This window comes from Mesorhizobium sp. CNPSo 4670, assembly GCF_057784235.1.
In genome coordinates, this window is sequence record NZ_JBWJFQ010000016.1 from 93,838 (window position 1) to 111,308 (window position 17,471).

The following is a 17,471-nucleotide window of genomic DNA, read 5'->3' on the forward strand; positions in this document are numbered from 1 at the left end:
TCAATCTTGCTGACCTCTCAGAACCTTCCCCACCATAAATGCAGCAGTCGGCTCCTTGCCACAGCGTTGGCAATCGAAAGATTCCAAAAGGGCGTTGTGGAACCGGCTGCCTATATCCCAAAATCCAGTTACTAAACAACGGTTATTTATCGGGTCCGCCATTCCAAACAAAAAGCCGAGACGGTTTCGGGGTAGCGGATTTTCAAAGTATCGTTTCTGCTAGGTTACCCATAAGTGCTTCTAAAATAATGTATATTACGGTTTATACAACATGAGGTCACGACGCCGAACGAGTTCTTACTTTTCAGCTTTAGAGTATTCTTGTCTATCCGCTCGGTGCAATGTCAGCTACATGCAGCGTGCTATTTGATAACTGCGATTGGCCCACCTAACCTCTCCGGGATAAGCGTCAAGCCGAGGCCTGGCTCGTCCGATGCGACGATGTTGGGGCCGGCGCGCCTTGGGTACCCTTCACAAGTTTGATAGTCTACGTAATCGGTCAAGTCAGTATAGCAATGAAGATACTTTGGATCGGTACTTGCCGCGAAGTGTAACAGCGACGAAGAGACAATCTCACTGCCCCATGCATCATCGGGCACCACCATAATGCCAAGATCGACTGCTAGATCCCGCATCCGGCGTGCCCGCGTTAATCCACCCACGCGGGCGACCTTAATCGCGATGATATCCATTGCTCCGGCCTGATAGCCGCGAATTATGTCCTGCGGCGTCTCGATCAACTCGTCGAGTTTCACAGGCAGGTCGCAATGCCGGCGAAATTCGATGCATTCCTCCCAGGTATTGCAAGGTTGTTCTATGATTACGGGGAGATCACGCAGTGCGTTAGCCGCCTTGATGGCGTCGGTAAGCGTCCACTTGGTATTTACATCGACAACGATTTCTTCCCCAGGTTGGCGTATGGCAGCAGCTGCCTTGATCTGTTCGATCTCCTTCTCGATCGTACGTCCGCGCGACTTTCCCACCTTCAGTTGAAAGTGCCGAAATCCCTCTTTTCTTGCGTCCAGGCAACCATTGACTACCTCTTCCGGGGTTACTTCATGCGACCGTGGGAACGAAATGGATCGGTATAACGGTGCCTGACCAGGATATCGCCCTCCCATGAGATCACAGACGGGCTTGCCCGTCGCGCGACCGATAATGTCCCATAGGGCCATATCTAACGGCGCCTTGACGTACAGGTCATCTCTGAAGCTCTGGTCCCAAGCTCGATTTATACGATCAACATGAAAGGGATTCTCGCCAATCAAAGTTTTTGCGATGATCGGTACGCCAGCGGCCGCACCTTCAGGGAATCCCCGCATGTAATCTGTTCCAATAGTGCATACCTCACCTAACCCAGAGGTCCCGGCATCGGTATCCACTTTTACGATAATTGAATCGTAATCGGTCTTAGACTTATCGTGTTCTGCACTAAAGTACCGCTTGGCTGACTCAACTGATTTTCCTGGCAGTGTTACCTTATAGATTGAGACCTTAGTGACTTTCATAACCCTAACATCCTTGTAGCCAAGCGATTCACGGTGCGACTCGACAGTACGTTGGTGAGTGCTGCGCAGATTAGCGGACTTGCACCTTCCGCCGGCTGATGCTGCGCCCTATGGCCATTGCCATTACCAGCGCCAACGTAAGCGGCGGCTATCTAGCTAGATCTTCAGTGTCGGCATGATTTCCTCCCTGCTGTCAAAAAGTGCCAAGGACCCAGCGCTTCAGAACCAACGTCCCAATATTCCCATGAGACCTGCCCTCCCAATGGGCCAACCTATTGCCGGATAATGACACAATCGTTTGTATCGTTAAGGACTATAGAACAAGCGTACGCCCATCGTCAATTGAACATCATCTGCGCCAAGCGCTGCGATGGCTATTACGAGCGCTTTTGAAGCGCTCACGAGATCGAACTGATCGCATTGCCAAAAAGAAGAAAAACATCTTCTCGATGGATTCGTCGCGTCGGCGGTGCCCAGCCAAGTCTGAAGGTCGCATTGATGACGACGAGGAGCTTCCTTGCGACGGCGATGATAGCCAGCTTCTTTGACGCTGACCGGGCCGCGATGGCGCTGTAGAAAGTTCTGAAGCGCCACCGGCTCCGATGGCGCCCAGCGCTGCCATGTAGCGGGCACGGCGCACGCTGATCGACCACTATGGATCGGGCTGCTGCGATTGAGCTTGCGGCTCTTGTTGTGGAATGGGGAAGGCTGGCGAGTGCCGTGATCGACTTTGGTGACCGCAGGCCGCGCTATGGCAGATGCGCCAGCAGAGAGAACGCCGAGAGGGCGGCAAAGCTGGTCGGAAACAGAATATTTCGCGTACCAAACGCTCAGCCAATTCCGAGACGGGGGGCGTTGGCGTTCGAATTACCCAACGTAGCGTACATGCAACGGTAGATCGAGCCTAAGCTCGCGGCGGAACGCGGCCACTTAAATGAGCGGCCTTTCCCCAGAATCTCTGTCGCCACATCGCGCCGAAGCACCGAAACTCCGAGAAATTTGATCAGCGAGACGATCCACAGCACAAAGATGCCGGGGCCAGGCGCTTCAGAACCATCGTCGCATTGTTCCCATAGGCCCGCCTCTCGTTGCCGGATTATGACACAAGTGTTTTTCTATAGACAGTTAAATGAAACAATTGTACGCTCACCGTCAATGCCGAACATCATTCGCTCTCGTGCCAAGCGCCGCTATGGTTGCGAGGAGCGCGGCGGGCGAGAAGATGTTCCGGAGCAGCGCTGTTCGTCGCCCTCAGACAGCGACCGTTGAAACGCAAGGGGGACTAAATGGGAGAGAAAAGCAATGAAACGTACTCCATCAGAATCGTGGCACCCGACACGTCGCACGCTCCTTGGAGTAGGGGCGGCTATCGCTTCAATCGGCATCGTCGGGATAGCAAGTCGGCCTGCTATGGCCGCACCGAAACGCGGCGGAATCCTGCGCGTTGGCTATTCGAATGGCGGTACCAGCGACAGCCTCGATCCGCTGACTTATTTCTCCGATCCGCAATACGCCTATGGTTGGCTGTTTGGTAATAACCTGGTGGAGCTCGCTTCTAATAAAAGCCCAGTTCCCGAACTTGCAGAGAGCTGGGAAAGCAGCAACGGTGCCAAGACCTGGACGTTTAAGCTACGCAAGGAGGTTGAGTTCACCAACGGCAAGAAGTTAACTGCCGCGGACGTTATCTATTCCCTCAAACGGCATTTGGGAGAGGATTCCAAGTCGGCGGCCAAGGGCCTGCTCAAGGGGATTACCGAGATTAGATCGGATGGGGATCATGTTGTTGTGATCGAACTCGCGTCAGGCGACGCGGACATTCCGGTAATAATGGGCGACTTCCACCTGCAGATCATTCCTGAAGGGTTCAACGATTGGACCACTTTTGTTGGCACCGGGCCGTATATTCTTGATCGCTTCCAACCTGGCGTTACCCTGTCGGCCCACCGCAACCCAAACTACTGGAAATCGGACCGCGCTTGGTTCGATGGCATCGAGTTTACGTTCATAAACGATGCGACCGCGCGCGCTAATGCGCTCACCACAGGAGCTGTCGACGCTGCCGACCAGATCGAGCCGAAGATCGTGCAATTGGTTCGCCGAAAGAACAACGTTAAAATCGTTGAGGCGGTCGGCCAAAGCTATGCGGCGAGTGCCATGGACATCCGAGAAGGCTCTTTCTCCGACAAGAATGTGCGGCTTGCCATCAAATACGCAATTGACCGTCAAGCGCTTGTCGCAAGCGCGTTTTCAGGTTTCGCCGAGTTGGGCAACGACCATCCGATTCCTAGCAACGATCCGTTCTTCAACAAAGAACTAGCCCAACGTCGATACGATCCGGAAAAGGCTAAGTGGCATCTCAAGCAAGCCGGAATGACCAAGCTTGACGTGGAACTTAGCGCCGCCAACGCTCCTTTCAGTGGCGCCGTCGATTGTGCCGTACTGATGCAGGAGCAAGCCAAGCGCGCTGGAATCAATTTATCCGTCAAGCGCGAGCCTGAAGATGCATATTGGTCGAACGTTTGGATGAAGCGGCCATACTTTATGACGGGCTGGGGCGTGCGGCCGACGCCCGGAATGATGTTCTCACTCGCCTTCCAATGTGATGCGCCTTGGAACGAATCACACTGGTGCGGTGACCGCTTCAACCAACTCCTGAAGACGGCACAGACCGAACTCGACACGGAAAAAAGACGTGAAATGTACAACGAAATGCAAGTACTCTGCAGTGATGAGGGTGGCAGCTGCATATTCGCCTTCCGGTCAACGTTGGACGGCTACAGCACTAAGGTGCAAGGTGTCGAGCCCGACGCGATCCGCGCCATGGCGGGAGCTCGCCTGGCTGAGCGGGCTTGGTTCTCCGAATAACTAGTTGCCATCCCCCCCCGCTGCCGCCGCAGGCGGCCTCAGCACCAGCCTGGGTCGCCTGCAATTATCTTACGCCTCCTGGTCCCCAATGCCCAGGATTCGGACAGCAGCCCACCAGCGGAGTGATCTCCGGGCTTATGGCGCGTCCCCAACCTTACCGGCTTGCGCAGTTGGGGCTAGCTTATTCTGCTTAGGACGCGGAACCGCCAATAGCTAAATGGAAAGGTTCCACTACGAGCAGATAGCGTTATTAGCTGCGTCGTCGGAAAGAAAAACTATGAAGAACGTAGACGACGACTCAAAATCTCGCATAGCCACACTCAAAGTCTATCAAGTCCCCCTAAAATGTCGCGGTGAGAAGACGCGGCTTTCGGGCGGCCGGACTTACCCTCAAGTGCAATCTACTATCGTCGAGATGACAACTGAGAGCGGTCTGGTTGGCTTTGGGGAAAGCGTTCCGTGGGGATCAAACTATCTTCCTGCCTACGGCCAGGGAGTCGCGACTGGCATTGCAGAATTAGGTCCGGTTCTGATTGGAAAAAACGCTCTTCTTGTCAGTGAGATTAATGAACTAATGGATCGCCATCTTATGGGCCATCCTTATGTGAAAACGGCAATTGATATGGCCTGCTGGGATTTGCTGGGCAAGCAGCTGAATATGCCGTTGCACGATTTGCTCGGGTCCTGCAACGCCCAGCCGCCGCTCCTATCGGACGGGATTGGAAATGAAATAAATGCTGAGATGGACAGCAACATCACTTATCAGAGAGCCGATGGCTGTCGACAGTTCGCGGCAAAGGCCTCCGGCGATCCAGATCGTGACATCGCCTTTTTACAAGGCGTCGCTACGCGATTGCAGCCAGGAGAGACCTTCAAAATCGACGCCAATGGTGGTTGGCGCCTTGATGAAGCGATACGAGTCTCACGAGGCACTCAGAACATTGACATTGTGTTCGAGCAGCCATGCCGCACTTACGAAGAGTGCCGAGACTTCAGCCGCGCAACCTGTCGCCCGATGATTTTAGACGAATGTGTCGACAGCCTTGACATTCTCATCCGGGCTAAGAGCGATGGTGTTCTGAATGGCTTAAATCTTAAAATAGGCCGTCATGGTGGTCTAACCAAGACGCGAACAATTCGCGACGTGTGTTTAGCATTGAATGTCCCAATGCATATTCAAGATACGGGTGGTAGCAGTATCGCCAATGCAGCAATCGGCCACATGGCATATTCGACACCGGAAAGGGTGCTTCTTCAGGTCTGGAATACCATGAATCTGATAGAGACGGTTACGGCAGCAGGCGGAGCCTTCGTTGAGAAGAGCCGCATGTATCTAACGCCGGGTCCCGGCTTGGCGGTTGAACCTGATATGGAGGTTCTTGGCGCGCCGATCAGCGTCTTCGGTTAGGTGTTTTCGGGCTAGCAATACACTGAGGCTGAGTAGCAACCAGGCCTATTTCGAGGCTATTTCAAAAATCGAGTTCGATGGAAAGGATACCGTCATCATTCACACGGCACCTTCTGTTTGAGTGACGTGGCAGTGCAAAAGCCTGTCCCGGATGGCTGCGGCGAGTCGAATGGTCCGATACGTGACGACTGATGCCGCGGGCCGCCAACATTTCCTCAACCATACGCAGGCTGAGCGGGAAGCCATACCGCTTGCGCAATGATCTCGAGGGGAAGGCGGTCGCGACGATAGAGCGGATTACGAGCAACTTCTGACAGTGACGCACATCTTCATCAGCCGTCGGTTAATTTTATGGTGCCTTTTCCTCCTTTATTGCGAGGGACCTAGCGTACTCATCGGGTCAAATGCCCTTGAAACCAATGGGCGAAATATCATATGATAGTAGTGAGGCGTTCCGCACCGTTGCATCTCGATGGGACCAATTGTCGCGACACTTTCTTGTGACAGGCACCGGTAAATCTCTCCCTGCCGGTTAATTCCTTCTAGACCGAGAGAGGTCAACACGTTCTTCCCCACGCTTCTTGAAAAATTGAATAGTGGCATATTCTCCTCTAGCAGTTTTATTTTCTCGATTTGCAGCCATTCATAATGTTCCCCCAAGCGCATTTTCAAGCAGGTACCGTTTACACATGGAAGCAAAATGGAGAAATATCCGTCGTGCAGATGGTGTGCTCTAAGCACGAGGACCCTGGACTCGTGTTTTCCCTCTATCAAGACTTTCAGAGGTGAGAAACGCACATTCATATCTTCAGGGTTTAGATCAAGTTGAAATCTTCTTTGCACGAGACCGCTGAATGTGAAGTCAAGCCCCAAGCTCCGCGTTTCATATGCGCCCAACCGAAGAGGTGAGGGCTGACACCTCGCATTCTTCCAAGCACTTTCTAGATGATAGATCGTCTTATTGCGATCTGGACCCATAAACTTGTCGTGCTGGAAGTCCTTGAAATACTCCAGCTCCGCTTCAATAGGCATGTATGCATGACGGAATAGAGCCGCATGGGCGGCCTCCTGCAAAAGCGACAACTCGTGCGTCACACCGGTCTTCGTAAACAATGCCCTCGCATCATTGATGAACCGCAAGCATTCAGATTGAACATTAGAAATCTTCTCGTACTGGTTTTCACTTTGCGTGATCTCCCCAAGAACTGGCTCGCCGTCAACATCATAATCCACGACCGCTCCTTCCTTGGCAGCACAGCATTGCTCAAATAAAGTGTAATTCCACCAAGGCGATGTAATGAGTGCTTTGCTGTTTGCCGCACGGTAAGGCTCGTCGGAGGCGACCAGATAGCGACCCAGTATGTCGACTTTCAATTCGTCTCTGAAGGCGCGAGCCAAATATTCCTGCGTTTGACCGTTATAGCCTATGTCCGCCAAGATGATGGTATCGCCTTCCTTAAACTCCAATTCCTTTGACATATAGCACATCAAACGGGCTCGCAAAGCACAGGAGTTTTTGAAGATCAACTCCAGCACGCCTTCGTCGTGCAGTAACTGATGGAACGCCGTTTTTGGATCGTTCGATTGATTGGCGACCCGTATTAACAATTCGGTCACTTCAGGCGGAAGCAAAAGCTGCTTTGCAGTTGCATGAAGAGTGTCATATTCGGGCTCGATCCCGCTGATGTAATAATCGACATCGGCGCGGGTTTTGAAAGAGGCCGCAACAGCAAAGAACTTGCGGATTCGCACAAGCTTGCCGAAAGACTTGCGCGCATAGGCGTCACACGCAGCTGAAAGAAGATAAGCATCACGCAACAGAAAAAAGACCTTTACTCGCTTGCCCTGCTGTTGCAATGCCTCGACCTCGTCTACAAGGAAACGGGCATAGGTGTATAGCACCGGGCCAAACGACATGTAGCCGATCATCGTCTCAGGCGCGTACGGCTGCAGGTTTGCTACAGCAAAAATGGGCCGAAATGGACTATAGCAGGGCGAAGCCCCTGCTCCCGGCGCAGCTTGTTCGAGTAAAATCAACGAAGACGCTGCGTGCTGTAGTCGTAAAAAGTCTACGACCTGACGAGCAAACGGCACGAAATGCAGCGCACGCACTCCGCATTTCCGCGGCACCTGAGCATCGGCTACGGCATTATCTCCTATATGAAGTAGTTGCGACGCGGGGACGCCACACTCCTTGATTACGATGTCAAAAAGAGTATGACTCTTTGATGCACCATAATCGACAGAGCAGTAAATCTTACTGATTGCCTGCATAACGTCTGCAGGCAAATGCCGAGCCAAGAGGCGCCTTAACTCGTCTTCGCGCAAATACGTATCGCTCACGACGATAATTTCGATACCACGGGCTTGCGCCAGCCTGATCAGTTCTACGTATGGGGCGAAGGCAAAGCAAACATTCATTTCGGTCTGGATTTCCACCTCAGCCAATAGCTCCCGTTCCTTACAGGAAAGCGATGTAAAAAGTCGATAAATGTCATCGATATCGATCTCCCCGGAACCGTTCTCTAGAGCCTTCGCTCGATAGGCACGCGAAGCTGCGCTAATGCGTTGGTGAGGAGTTATCCCTAAACTTCGCGCGACGGGATTACCGGCTAATACGGCGAAAACGTCTCTAGGTGTCGCTGTCTTGCGCCATAGCAACGTATCGAAACAGTCAAGTGAGAGTACCTTTACGGAATTCTCAAATCCGTCCAGAACATTCGGGATATCGTGGGCCGTTATTTGTACATTACGTTGATTGCCACGTATGGTGCTCCACGGCAGGCGATCAGGTGGAGTTTTCCATTTGTTTGTCTTTTCTGTTAGACCGCCCCCGTCTGGAAACATGGCATCAGAGTGACCAATAAACTGATAGACGTCGTCTCCTGGAATGGGCGGCACGAAGTCAGGGTCGAACATCTCCTCAGTACGTAAGCGTCCGGAAGACTGCTGAACCGTATCGGCTTGAGTTATCTTTGCGGCCAAGCGCTCCAGTATAAGCTGCATATCTTTCTCCTTCGCGCAGGCGCAATCGTTCTGGCCGAGCACTTCTCACTTGTCATCCACTCTTGCGTCTAGGCTCTTAGTATCGTCGAGTTGTCGAGGTCAGCGGCAACTGAACGAAGTTCCAAGAAGGCGGCGATTAAGACAAGTATGTCGCAACTGGTTGAGGAACTTGGGTTCGAACCAGGGCCCGCCGAGCAAAAATCCTCTGACCTACCGCCAGACGATCCCTATCTCATCGTTTATCCCTAGTGTTCAGAATTGAAATGTAGATAACGTCGCAATACGTCTGACCATTGGACTACCCTTGCTCCTGACCAAATCGTCGGCTGAAGACTATCAGGTATTGAGTTGCCGTCAACGTAGTGGCGGAATGCGACATTGTACGCCAAGTGTTTGATTATGTTGAGAACAACGCCGTATTTATGCATCTGCTATTTGTGATGGTTTGATGAAGAAGTGTTAAAGTTGATGCATGTTAGGGTAATTGGCTGAGAAATATACCGCTGGCGCCATCGTGCAGCGAGGCAACCAGCACTCTAGGCGCTGTCACGTCGTATGCTTATGAATGCGGTGAAGGGGTGTGCGCTTCTGTTAGCAGAACGCAGTCACGGCTTTGCACTCGTCGTTGCGTTCAGCCGGGCAAGATGGATTGCAAACGCGGACTGTCTTGAGCGAGACGGAGCGAAAAGGTTTCGCAGGGCGGAAAAGATCGAGACGAGGCGCTGAAGGGTTTCCGGTGAGCGGAATCCCCGTCCATTCGCAACGGCGCGTGGAGATACTTAGCGCGGTTTTCAATCCGTTCTGCGACAGTGCTCTACTTTCCGGCACCACCCGCCGCGTTGCCGCCCCATAGCAACGTGAAGACGGGGCATCGTCATGAGCCAAGCGGTCCTTATTGCCGTCGGCATCAACTGGGACGGCCGTCGCCAGATCCGTCGAACTGGTCGTGTCCGACGACCATGCGGCCTGGTCGCGGCGATCGGCGAGGTGATCCCGGAAGCGGCCTGGCAGCGCTGCTACGGGCACTTCCTCAGGAACGCGCTGGACCATCTGCCGTGCAAGCACGCCGACGAGTGCCTGCAGGAGTTGCGTGCGGATTGATCGGGACAGGGGGACGTGCCCGTTCCCCCATTGCCGCCAGAGATACATGCGTAGTCTTCGGCGGATCCACGCTTCCAAGTTCGTAAGCACCCGTGGAGTCTGGCAGAAGCCGCAGTAGCCGCGCCAACCGATGAGGTATGGCTCTAGCTCCTTGATCAGCTGCGGCAGACTGATGCCCCGTGTCCGGCGTGTCATGTCCCGGATCAGCGTCTTGAATTTGTCGAGAGCTTTTGGCGCGATGCGCCGCTCGCTCCCGTCGTTCGAGATGCTGAACCCAGGAACTTCCGCTCCTCCGGTCGCGCCACCGCGCTCTCTGCCTCGTTGACCTTCAGCCGCAGCTTCTTGGTCAGGAACCGGCTGACGGAAGCCATGACCCGTTCGCCGGCGCGGCGGCTGCGGACATAGATGTTGCAGCCGTCGGCGTAGCGGCAAAAACGGTGGCCACGTCGGGTCAGTTCCTTGTCGAGATCGTCGAGCAGGAGGTTGCTTAGGAGGCTCGGGCCGGCTCCACGCTTCCTTCAGACACCACCTCGCGGTAATGCCCTTGCGCTTTGCTAAGCCTTCACCTCCATCAGGTTGGCTAAGGGACTTTCACCCCCAAGCGGTTGAACATGCTGGGCACACAACTAAGCCGCTAGTCGCGGCAATTGGTGCCCGCTTCGAGAGACGCCTCTCCCGTCTGAGAGGATTTGGGTGTTGCAAACCCATCCTTCAGACAGGAGATCCACTGGCTGAGATGAGCCCTCTGCGTCGCCGGATGATTGAGGACATGACAATCCCCAATCTATCTTCGGCCACACCACGCAGCAATCCTTATGCAGTCGCGAAGTTTAGCCGCAAGTTTGGCCGATCGCCTGATCGGCTGGGCCTTGACATCAATGGCTTCCAAGGTTCAACTCGTGTCAAAGGGCATCTCCTGGTCGGGGAACAAGATCCTCTGCGCACTCCGGTTCCTCTATGGCGTGACGCGGCATAGGAGCCGCCGATAGTCTTTTACGTTGGAGTCTCGCGATTAGGACGTGGTGACCACGATTGGAGTGATGATGTGGACGCCTCTTTGGCACGATCGTGCCGCAAAGGGACGACACCATCAGAACTTGAGGCGCGGTCGAAATCCCATTAAGCTGCGCCGACCACTGTAGCTAGCGCTGCACGAGTTTCTCGGATCGAGTCCAACCAGTCCGGGTTCATCTCCGGAACAGAGGTCAGAAGGAGCTGCGTGTAAGGATGATGTGGAGGGGCGAAGAACTCGTCCTTCGGGCCCTGCTCAACGACGCGTCCTTGATTCATCACAACGACTTCGTCTGCGATAGCTCTAACGGTCTGCAAGTCGTGCGTGATGAACAGATATGAAACCCGCAGATTCTTCTGTAGCTCCATCAGCAGCCTAAGGATGCCCTGCGCCACCGATTGATCGAGGGCTGATGTTACCTCGTCACAAATAATCAGATCGGGTTTCGCGGCTAACGCACGCGCGATGCACAGACGCTGTTTCTGGCCGCCTGAGAGCTCTTCGGGAAAGCGATCCAGAAAAGTGGCATCGAGCTCGATCTGCTCAAGCAGCTGAATCATGCGTGCCGTGCGAAGCCGGCCTGTGAGCCCGTGATAAAAGGTCAATGGCCGCCCAAGTACCTCCCGCACGCGGTGGCGCGGATTCAGCGATGTGTCGGGCATTTGATGAACGAGCTGGATGCGCCGCCGTAAATCCAAGCTTCGCCGTTTGAGCGAGGAATCAATCGCGTTGCCATCGAACAAAAGGGTACCGTTGCTGCAAGGCAGCAGGCCGGTAACGACGCGCGCGAGCGTTGATTTCCCAGAGCCTGATTCGCCCACCACCGCTACCGTGGTGCCATCCCCTACGGAGAGGCTGACGTCGTGGAGTACCCTTATCGAACCGTAAGCGGCATCCACGGAGGAGACGGTCAGGATCTTTCGACTTGCGGTCGTTGTATCGCCTTTTGGAGGATCTCGCCTCAGTAGCTGGCGCGTATAGTCGGCCGAAGGCTGCTCCAAGATCTGCCGGGTCTTGCCTTCTTCTACCAGCTCGCCGTGCCGGAGCACCATGATGCGATCGGCGAGCTGGGCGACAACCGCCAGATCATGGGTGATATAGATCGCCGCGGTGTGGAAGTCGCGGACAACATCCTTGATCGCTGCCAGCACCTCGATTTGAGTGGTCACATCAAGAGCGGTCGTTGGCTCGTCGAAGACGATGATATCCGGCTTGCACGCCAACGCCATCGCCACCATCGCCCTTTGCAACTGGCCACCGGAGACCTGGTGCGGGAAGCGCTCGCCGAAAGTGTCCGGATCAGGCAGATGCAGCTTTCGATAAAGCTCGACCGCCTGAGCTCGGGCGGACGCAGCATCGCTAACACCGTGAACGACGGCAACTTCGCTGTATTGATCGATAAGCCTATGCGCTGGATTGAAGGCAGCTGCCGCCGACTGAGCGACGTAAGCGATCCTAACGCCTCGGAGACGCCGCAACTCTGCCTCGGAAAGCTCGCTTAAATCTCCTCCAGCGAAAAGGATGGTCCCATCCGTGATCCGGCAACCAGGTTTAACATACCCAAGGGCGGCTAGCCCTATCGTCGACTTGCCGGCGCCGGATTCGCCGATAAGACCAAGTATCTCACCGCGTCGCAGCGTGAGATCAATCCCTTTGACGATTTGGGTCCAACCGGCTTTGCTTTTGGCACCGATTCGAAGGCCTCTCACATCCAGTATGACATCACCTTTGGTGCCACGGATGCTATCAAGTTTCGTCATCTAAACCGCTCGATTCGTGCAGGAACCAATCCACCAGAAAATTTACCCCGACCGTCAGAAGGGCAATGGCGGCGGCGGGCAACAGTGGGGTGATATCACCGTAGGTGATAAGAATTGCGTTGTCCCTCACCATAGAGCCCCAGTCCGCTGTGGGCGGTTGCAGGCCGATGCCCAAAAACGAAAGGGAGCTGATCAGGAGAAAAACGAAGCAAAAACGCAAACCGAACTCGGCTACGAGCGGAGGCAAAATGTTCGGCAACACCTCTCGCGAGAGTATCCAGATCAGCCCCTCACCCCGCAGGCGCGCCACCTCCACATAATCCATCACCGCGATGTTCATTCCCGCCGCGCGCGCCAGGCGAAAGACGCGCGTCGCGTCGAGCACGGCAATAATCGAAACCAACGAAGTGACCGACGCACCAAAAATTGTAAGCAGCAGCAAGGCGAAAATCAACTGCGGGACTGCCATCAGGATATCTATCAGTCGTGCTAGGGCCTGGTCGACCCAACCACCGACGACAGCCGCAACAAGCCCTGCGCTGCCGCCAATAAGAAAGGCAAGCGATGTCGTTAGAAACGCGATGCCGACGGTGTTTCGTGCGCCGTATATTAATCGCGACAGCGTGTCCCGACCCAGATTGTCGGTGCCCAATAGATGCTGGGCGGTCCACGGATCGAACTGCGAGCCGACCACCTGCCCTTCCCCGTACGGGGCGATCAAGGACGCAAATAGCGCAACCGCGACGTAGATGGCCACGATGACAAGACCGAACCAAGCGCTTAGAGGCGCCCGGTGAAGGCCGTCGAGCAATGCCCCAAAGCGGCGGGAATCCGGGTGATGAGGCCGGCCGGCCGGGGCTGTGTTCGGCGACGGGGAAAGATCAGCGGGAGTACTCATTTGGGGTACATAAGCCTTGGATTGGTGACAATCGCCAACACGTCGGCGAACATGTTCAGCAAAACGTAAGTAGCTGCAAATATTAGGCTGCAGGCTTGAACGACCGTAATATCGCGGCGCTGAACGGAGTCGATCATAAGTTGCCCGAGTCCCGGATAGACGAAGACAACTTCGACCACGACAACGCCTACAATGAGGTAGGCCAAATCGATCACCACGACGTTGATGATCGGCGCCAGGGCATTGGGCAGTGCATGCCACACGATGACCCGCCGCTGGCCAATGCCCTTCAGCTTTGCCATCTCTATAAATGGGCTACCCAGAACGCTGATAATTGCCGCCCGCGTCATGCGCATCATATGCGCGGTGACGACCAGAGTGAGCGTCAATGCCGGCAACGTCACTAAGTAGAGGGAATGGGTAAAGCTGTCGCTGTCTCTGATCGTCGACAAGCTGGGAAACCAGCCTGCTTGGACGGAGAAGAACATGATCAGGATGTAGGCGACGAAGAACTCGGGAAATGAGATCCAGGTGAGTGTGACCGCGTTCGTGAACCTGTCGAAGAGCGACCCGCGATAAAGCGCAGTGAGCAACCCCAAGAGCACGGACACCGGTACCGAGAAGCAAGCCGCAACGCCTGCCAGGAACAAGGTATTGCCCAGCCGCTCGCCTATCAATTGCGAGACGGCACGCCCGTTTGCGAGGGAGTGGCCGAGATCCCCGGTCAGCAATCCACCTAGCCAGTGCACATATCTGATGTGGAGGGGCAGATCGAGCCCCAGTTCGTGTCGAAAGGCCGCGACCGTTTCAGGGAGGGCGGACTGGCCTAGGATTTCGGTCGCCACATCTCCCGGGAGCAGGGACACCCCGAGGAAGATAAAAAGCGACACCACCCATAGGACAAAAATCCCCAGCGCGAGGCGCTTGATGATCAGCTTTGGAATGTTCCCCAATGTTCACTCGCTAACAATTATGGCACAAATGTTTTTGCGTAGACAGCTTAATAAAACAAACGTACCTTCGTCAACCAGCGCAGGGTCTACAAAACAAAAAATCCGGATGAACCTCCGTCCGCAGCCTCAGAAGAAGGATTTTCCGCATGGCCTGAGCGCGGCGACAACCCTCTGAGGTGCCGCAGCTTGGCCATCAATGGCAGGCAGCAGCGGCTGTGGCGTGCCGTCGATCAGGACGGCTTCGTACTCGAAGTGCTGGTGTAAAGCCGCCGAAATGCCAAGGCGGCAAAGCGTCTGATGTGCAAGTTACTGAAGGCTCAAGTACAGACGCCGGGTCATGATCACCGACAGCTCCAGTCCTCTAGCGCTGGCAGGCGCGAACTCATGCTCGGTGTCGAACACCAGTCCACAGAGGCATCAAATAATCAACCGGAAAATTCGCACCAGCCGACCCAACGGGAAAGGACCATGAAGCGCTTCAAGCGGCCGCGTCAACGTCATGACGGCAGAGGATGGCGAGACCCGCACGGGAGCGACGGCCACGTCGGGGACTGCGCTTTCGATCGAGCCGCCGCGCATATTATTTCCTCCAACCTTCCTCCTCGACATGGCCTCTCGTCAGGCGCCAGATCGGCAGCAGGCTTAAAAGGTACGGCATCCATATGGAACGCCTGCGATCCAATGTCGGAGTTACGACATTCTGTATGGCGCGCGACACATGCCACATACGGGATAGCCAAGACAAATCAGCACTGGGCGTTTGGCACGCCTCTTGAACGCATCGCCTTAGTAAGGGGCCAGCGCTATGGCTGGCTCCGTCGAATTTTCGTAACGACAGTGCTAGCCGAAAATATTTGTTCCGTGTGGCGCTGGTGCAAAAAAGGTGATTTTACAATGAGCGTTCCAAATTTGACGAAACTGGCCAATGCGCTCGGAACTGACAAGGGCGATGAGGTCTACCACGCTCATGGCTACACCAGCTATTACTCGTTTCTGTTCGAGGAATTCCGCCGCGAACCTTTCACGATGGTCGAGATTGGACTGCAGCGCGGCTGTACCGATCGCGAAGAACTGCTCACTCGCAAGGTCGAAGACATGCCGTCGATCAAGATGTGGTTGGAGTTTTTTCCAAATGCCAACATCATCGGCTGCGACATTTCAGATTTCAGTGCCTTCAATATAGACCGCTTTCGTTTCGAGCCGCTGGACATGGGCGATCCGGCGGCCCTGGAACGCTTTGCGGGCTCACTGCCGCCCGTAAGGATCATCATCGACGATGCCTCGCACGCCGCTTACCATCAGCAGCTTGCTCTAGCAAAGCTTTTTCCTATCGTAGAGCCAGGCGGCTTTTACATCATCGAGGATCTGCATGTCGTGGACCCAACTGCCTCAAGATTGCCGTCCTGTAACCCGACCGCTGCGGTAGTCGAGAGGTTCAAGCAGACGCGCCAGCTCGACATTGCCTTCTTGTCCACGATCGAGCGCAGAAACCTCGAGACGTCGATCAGAAAGATGTTTATCCATCGCAACGACAAAGGCGGCGTCAGCCGCTGGGCCATGAAAATGGTCGGGTTTGAAAAGTATTAGGCGAATTCTGCTCGCTAAATGTGTTCATAAGGTATTGGTCTAAGCTTCAATCTGTGCATCAATCGAAATGGCGTCACTATGCGCATTAGCGGCATCAAGTTCAGTGGAACAGGACGCATTGCGGATCATGGAAGCAACCGGTGTGCAGGTTCTGGTTATCGAACAGGTGCACAACATCCTGGCCGGAACCTATCGCGCGCATCGCATCGTGCTGAACACGCGCGCTTCCTTAGCAATCTACAAATCTCGCTGGTATGCTTCAGCGTCAACGAAGCTGGGGAGGCCATCAGCGGCGACGTTTAGCTTGCGCGTCGGTTCGGGCAGGCGGGCGGGAGGCTGTACCGCATTGGGGACATATGCGACTGTTGACCGGCCATGTTCCGAGGAGACCTCAGCGCGAGCTTGCATAGGTGTGGCGGTTTTGCGAATTCAACGCCCCTCACCTCGTCGCCAATTACGCGGACTTGTACCAATGCTCCGCTTGAATTCGCGGCTAAAGTGATAGGCGTCAAAAAAACCGCATTGATCGGCGATGTCGCCAACGGTCAGATCAGTCTCGAGGAGCATCTTTTGCGCCATCATGATGCGCTCCTTGGTGAGCCATCGCCGGGGACTTATCTGCAGATATTTTTGGAACAGGCGTCGAGTTTGAGCAGGACTGAGCCCGGACACCGCGGATAATTCTTCCGCATGCCAGGATCGTTGGGGTTCCTTGCGCATCTTGCCGACAATTTCGACCAAGGCGGCAGGAAGCCTGGTTTTACCGAAAGTTGTCCGTGGCATTGCGATGCTGTGAACCAGCTCCCCAACGAAGCGGTTGAGTGCGAGATCGATATCGTCCCGTCGAGCACGCAGGGCTTCAAACAGTGACCCGAACCAAGCTTCGATTTCCTCCAGTGAAGCTAGAGAAACGATTGTAGGTCCCGAACCAAAGACCTTCTTGCGAATCGCGGTGCAACTTGGTCCGTCGAGCCTCATAAACAGCACGGTCCAAGGATCGGTCTTATCCGGCCAATGGGCGTGGGGCAGTTCATTTGCAATCCAGACCAATTGATTGCGTTCGACATTCAATGTCCGACCCTCGGTCGAGACAAAACCGCGACCTGAAAGACAGACCATGACATCTTGACCCGGATAAGCGTCACGCTGAATAAAATGATCGACCGACGTAACGGCCTTGCCGGCTCGTACCACGGTGTAAGCGTGTTGAGTCCAGCCATCCTCCGGGACGTAGTAGTGACTCTCCGGAAACAGAGTGCGCTGCGGTATATTTGTCATGCGCGTTTCATACATGTCGGCGCGACATTTGTCCATTTTCAGCGCCATCTGACCAGCTTATGGTGCTTTAGTGAATTGACGGCGTGCCTTCGGGT

General features: G+C 54.7%; 12 protein-coding genes and 4 pseudogenes. 6 read left to right on the forward strand and 10 right to left on the reverse strand.

Annotation, left to right across the window (positions count from 1 at the left end; genetic code table 11):
• Positions 1–362: 362 nt before the first annotated feature.
• A complete protein-coding gene (locus AC0ZT5_RS24250) occupies positions 363–1,508 on the reverse strand; it encodes a mandelate racemase/muconate lactonizing enzyme family protein (protein ID WP_488498491.1) in 1,146 nt (381 codons plus the stop codon).
• 306 nt (positions 1,509–1,814) lie between these two features.
• Positions 1,815–2,102 carry a hypothetical protein gene (locus AC0ZT5_RS24255; protein WP_488498492.1) on the reverse strand — a complete coding sequence of 96 codons (288 nt, stop codon included), beginning with the start codon at positions 2,100–2,102 and terminating at the stop codon, positions 1,815–1,817.
• A gap of 708 nt (positions 2,103–2,810) precedes the next feature.
• Between AC0ZT5_RS24255 and AC0ZT5_RS24260 the strand changes: the two genes are divergently transcribed.
• Both AC0ZT5_RS24260 and AC0ZT5_RS24265 read left to right on the forward strand, forming a co-directional pair.
• Positions 2,811–4,373 (forward strand): ABC transporter substrate-binding protein, encoded by a 1,563-nt coding sequence (locus AC0ZT5_RS24260; RefSeq protein WP_488498493.1) that lies wholly within the window; start codon positions 2,811–2,813, stop codon positions 4,371–4,373.
• 277 nt (positions 4,374–4,650) lie between these two features.
• The gene (locus tag AC0ZT5_RS24265; RefSeq protein ID WP_488498494.1) at positions 4,651–5,781 is read left to right on the forward strand and encodes a mandelate racemase/muconate lactonizing enzyme family protein; all 1,131 of its coding nucleotides are present in this window, start codon (positions 4,651–4,653) and stop codon (positions 5,779–5,781) included.
• A 156-nt stretch (positions 5,782–5,937) separates the two neighbouring features.
• Here AC0ZT5_RS24265 and AC0ZT5_RS24270 read toward each other — a convergent pair.
• Both AC0ZT5_RS24270 and AC0ZT5_RS24275 read right to left on the reverse strand, forming a co-directional pair.
• Positions 5,938–6,098 (reverse strand): annotated as a pseudogene (locus AC0ZT5_RS24270) (IS6 family transposase); the annotation flags it as partial.
• Positions 6,099–6,150: 52 nt separating this feature from the next.
• Positions 6,151–8,787: a hypothetical protein gene (locus AC0ZT5_RS24275; protein WP_488498495.1), complete on the reverse strand. Its 2,637-nt coding sequence runs from the start codon at positions 8,785–8,787 to the stop codon at positions 6,151–6,153.
• Positions 8,788–9,654: 867 nt separating this feature from the next.
• Here AC0ZT5_RS24275 and AC0ZT5_RS24280 point away from each other — a divergent pair.
• Positions 9,655–9,879, forward strand: a pseudogene (locus tag AC0ZT5_RS24280) (transposase); the annotation flags it as partial.
• 87 nt (positions 9,880–9,966) lie between these two features.
• Here the strand turns inward: AC0ZT5_RS24280 and AC0ZT5_RS24285 are convergent.
• Positions 9,967–10,083 (reverse strand): annotated as a pseudogene (locus tag AC0ZT5_RS24285) (group II intron maturase-specific domain-containing protein); the annotation flags it as partial.
• A gap of 8 nt (positions 10,084–10,091) precedes the next feature.
• On the reverse strand, positions 10,092–10,367 hold the full coding sequence (locus tag AC0ZT5_RS24290; protein WP_488498539.1) for a hypothetical protein: 276 nt from the start codon (positions 10,365–10,367) through the stop codon (positions 10,092–10,094).
• A 248-nt stretch (positions 10,368–10,615) separates the two neighbouring features.
• Here AC0ZT5_RS24290 and AC0ZT5_RS24295 point away from each other — a divergent pair.
• Positions 10,616–10,856 (forward strand): annotated as a pseudogene (locus tag AC0ZT5_RS24295) (tyrosine-type recombinase/integrase); the annotation flags it as partial.
• Between the two features lie 151 nt (positions 10,857–11,007).
• On the opposite strand, the gene AC0ZT5_RS24300 reads toward AC0ZT5_RS24295, so the two are convergent.
• Genes AC0ZT5_RS24300 through AC0ZT5_RS24310 form a run of 3 tightly spaced genes read right to left on the reverse strand, consistent with a single transcriptional unit; the run spans position 11,008 to position 14,511 of the window.
• Complete coding sequence (locus AC0ZT5_RS24300) at positions 11,008–12,660, reverse strand: ABC transporter ATP-binding protein (protein ID WP_488498496.1); 1,653 nt, start codon at positions 12,658–12,660, stop codon at positions 11,008–11,010.
• Positions 12,647–13,558 carry an ABC transporter permease gene (locus tag AC0ZT5_RS24305; RefSeq protein WP_488498497.1) on the reverse strand — a complete coding sequence of 304 codons (912 nt, stop codon included), beginning with the start codon at positions 13,556–13,558 and terminating at the stop codon, positions 12,647–12,649. The genes AC0ZT5_RS24300 and AC0ZT5_RS24305 overlap by 14 nt, the downstream gene beginning before the upstream one ends.
• Positions 13,555–14,511 carry an ABC transporter permease gene (locus tag AC0ZT5_RS24310; RefSeq protein WP_488498498.1) on the reverse strand — a complete coding sequence of 319 codons (957 nt, stop codon included), beginning with the start codon at positions 14,509–14,511 and terminating at the stop codon, positions 13,555–13,557. The genes AC0ZT5_RS24305 and AC0ZT5_RS24310 overlap by 4 nt, the downstream gene beginning before the upstream one ends.
• 468 nt (positions 14,512–14,979) lie before the next feature.
• On the opposite strand from AC0ZT5_RS24310, the gene AC0ZT5_RS24315 reads away from it, so the two are divergent.
• A complete protein-coding gene (locus AC0ZT5_RS24315) occupies positions 14,980–16,098 on the forward strand; it encodes a hypothetical protein (protein WP_488498499.1) in 1,119 nt (372 codons plus the stop codon).
• 127 nt (positions 16,099–16,225) lie between these two features.
• Positions 16,226–16,600: a hypothetical protein gene (locus tag AC0ZT5_RS24320; protein ID WP_488498500.1), complete on the forward strand. Its 375-nt coding sequence runs from the start codon at positions 16,226–16,228 to the stop codon at positions 16,598–16,600.
• Here the strand turns inward: AC0ZT5_RS24320 and AC0ZT5_RS24325 are convergent.
• Positions 16,528–17,424 carry an AraC family transcriptional regulator gene (locus AC0ZT5_RS24325; protein WP_488498501.1) on the reverse strand — a complete coding sequence of 299 codons (897 nt, stop codon included), beginning with the start codon at positions 17,422–17,424 and terminating at the stop codon, positions 16,528–16,530. The genes AC0ZT5_RS24320 and AC0ZT5_RS24325 overlap by 73 nt on opposite strands.
• Positions 17,425–17,471: the final 47 nt, after the last annotated feature.

Coding starts and splice junctions, on each gene's coding strand:
- AC0ZT5_RS24265 (WP_488498494.1), top strand. CDS start 4,651: ATGAAGAACGTAGACGACGACTCAAAATCTCGCATAGCCACACTCAAA.
- AC0ZT5_RS24250 (WP_488498491.1), bottom strand. CDS start 1,508: ATGAAAGTCACTAAGGTCTCAATCTATAAGGTAACACTGCCAGGAAAA.
- AC0ZT5_RS24320 (WP_488498500.1), top strand. CDS start 16,226: ATGGAAGCAACCGGTGTGCAGGTTCTGGTTATCGAACAGGTGCACAAC.
- AC0ZT5_RS24300 (WP_488498496.1), bottom strand. CDS start 12,660: ATGACGAAACTTGATAGCATCCGTGGCACCAAAGGTGATGTCATACTG.
- AC0ZT5_RS24260 (WP_488498493.1), top strand. CDS start 2,811: ATGAAACGTACTCCATCAGAATCGTGGCACCCGACACGTCGCACGCTC.
- AC0ZT5_RS24305 (WP_488498497.1), bottom strand. CDS start 13,558: ATGAGTACTCCCGCTGATCTTTCCCCGTCGCCGAACACAGCCCCGGCC.
- AC0ZT5_RS24315 (WP_488498499.1), top strand. CDS start 14,980: ATGAAGCGCTTCAAGCGGCCGCGTCAACGTCATGACGGCAGAGGATGG.
- AC0ZT5_RS24325 (WP_488498501.1), bottom strand. CDS start 17,424: ATGGCGCTGAAAATGGACAAATGTCGCGCCGACATGTATGAAACGCGC.
- AC0ZT5_RS24275 (WP_488498495.1), bottom strand. CDS start 8,787: ATGCAGCTTATACTGGAGCGCTTGGCCGCAAAGATAACTCAAGCCGAT.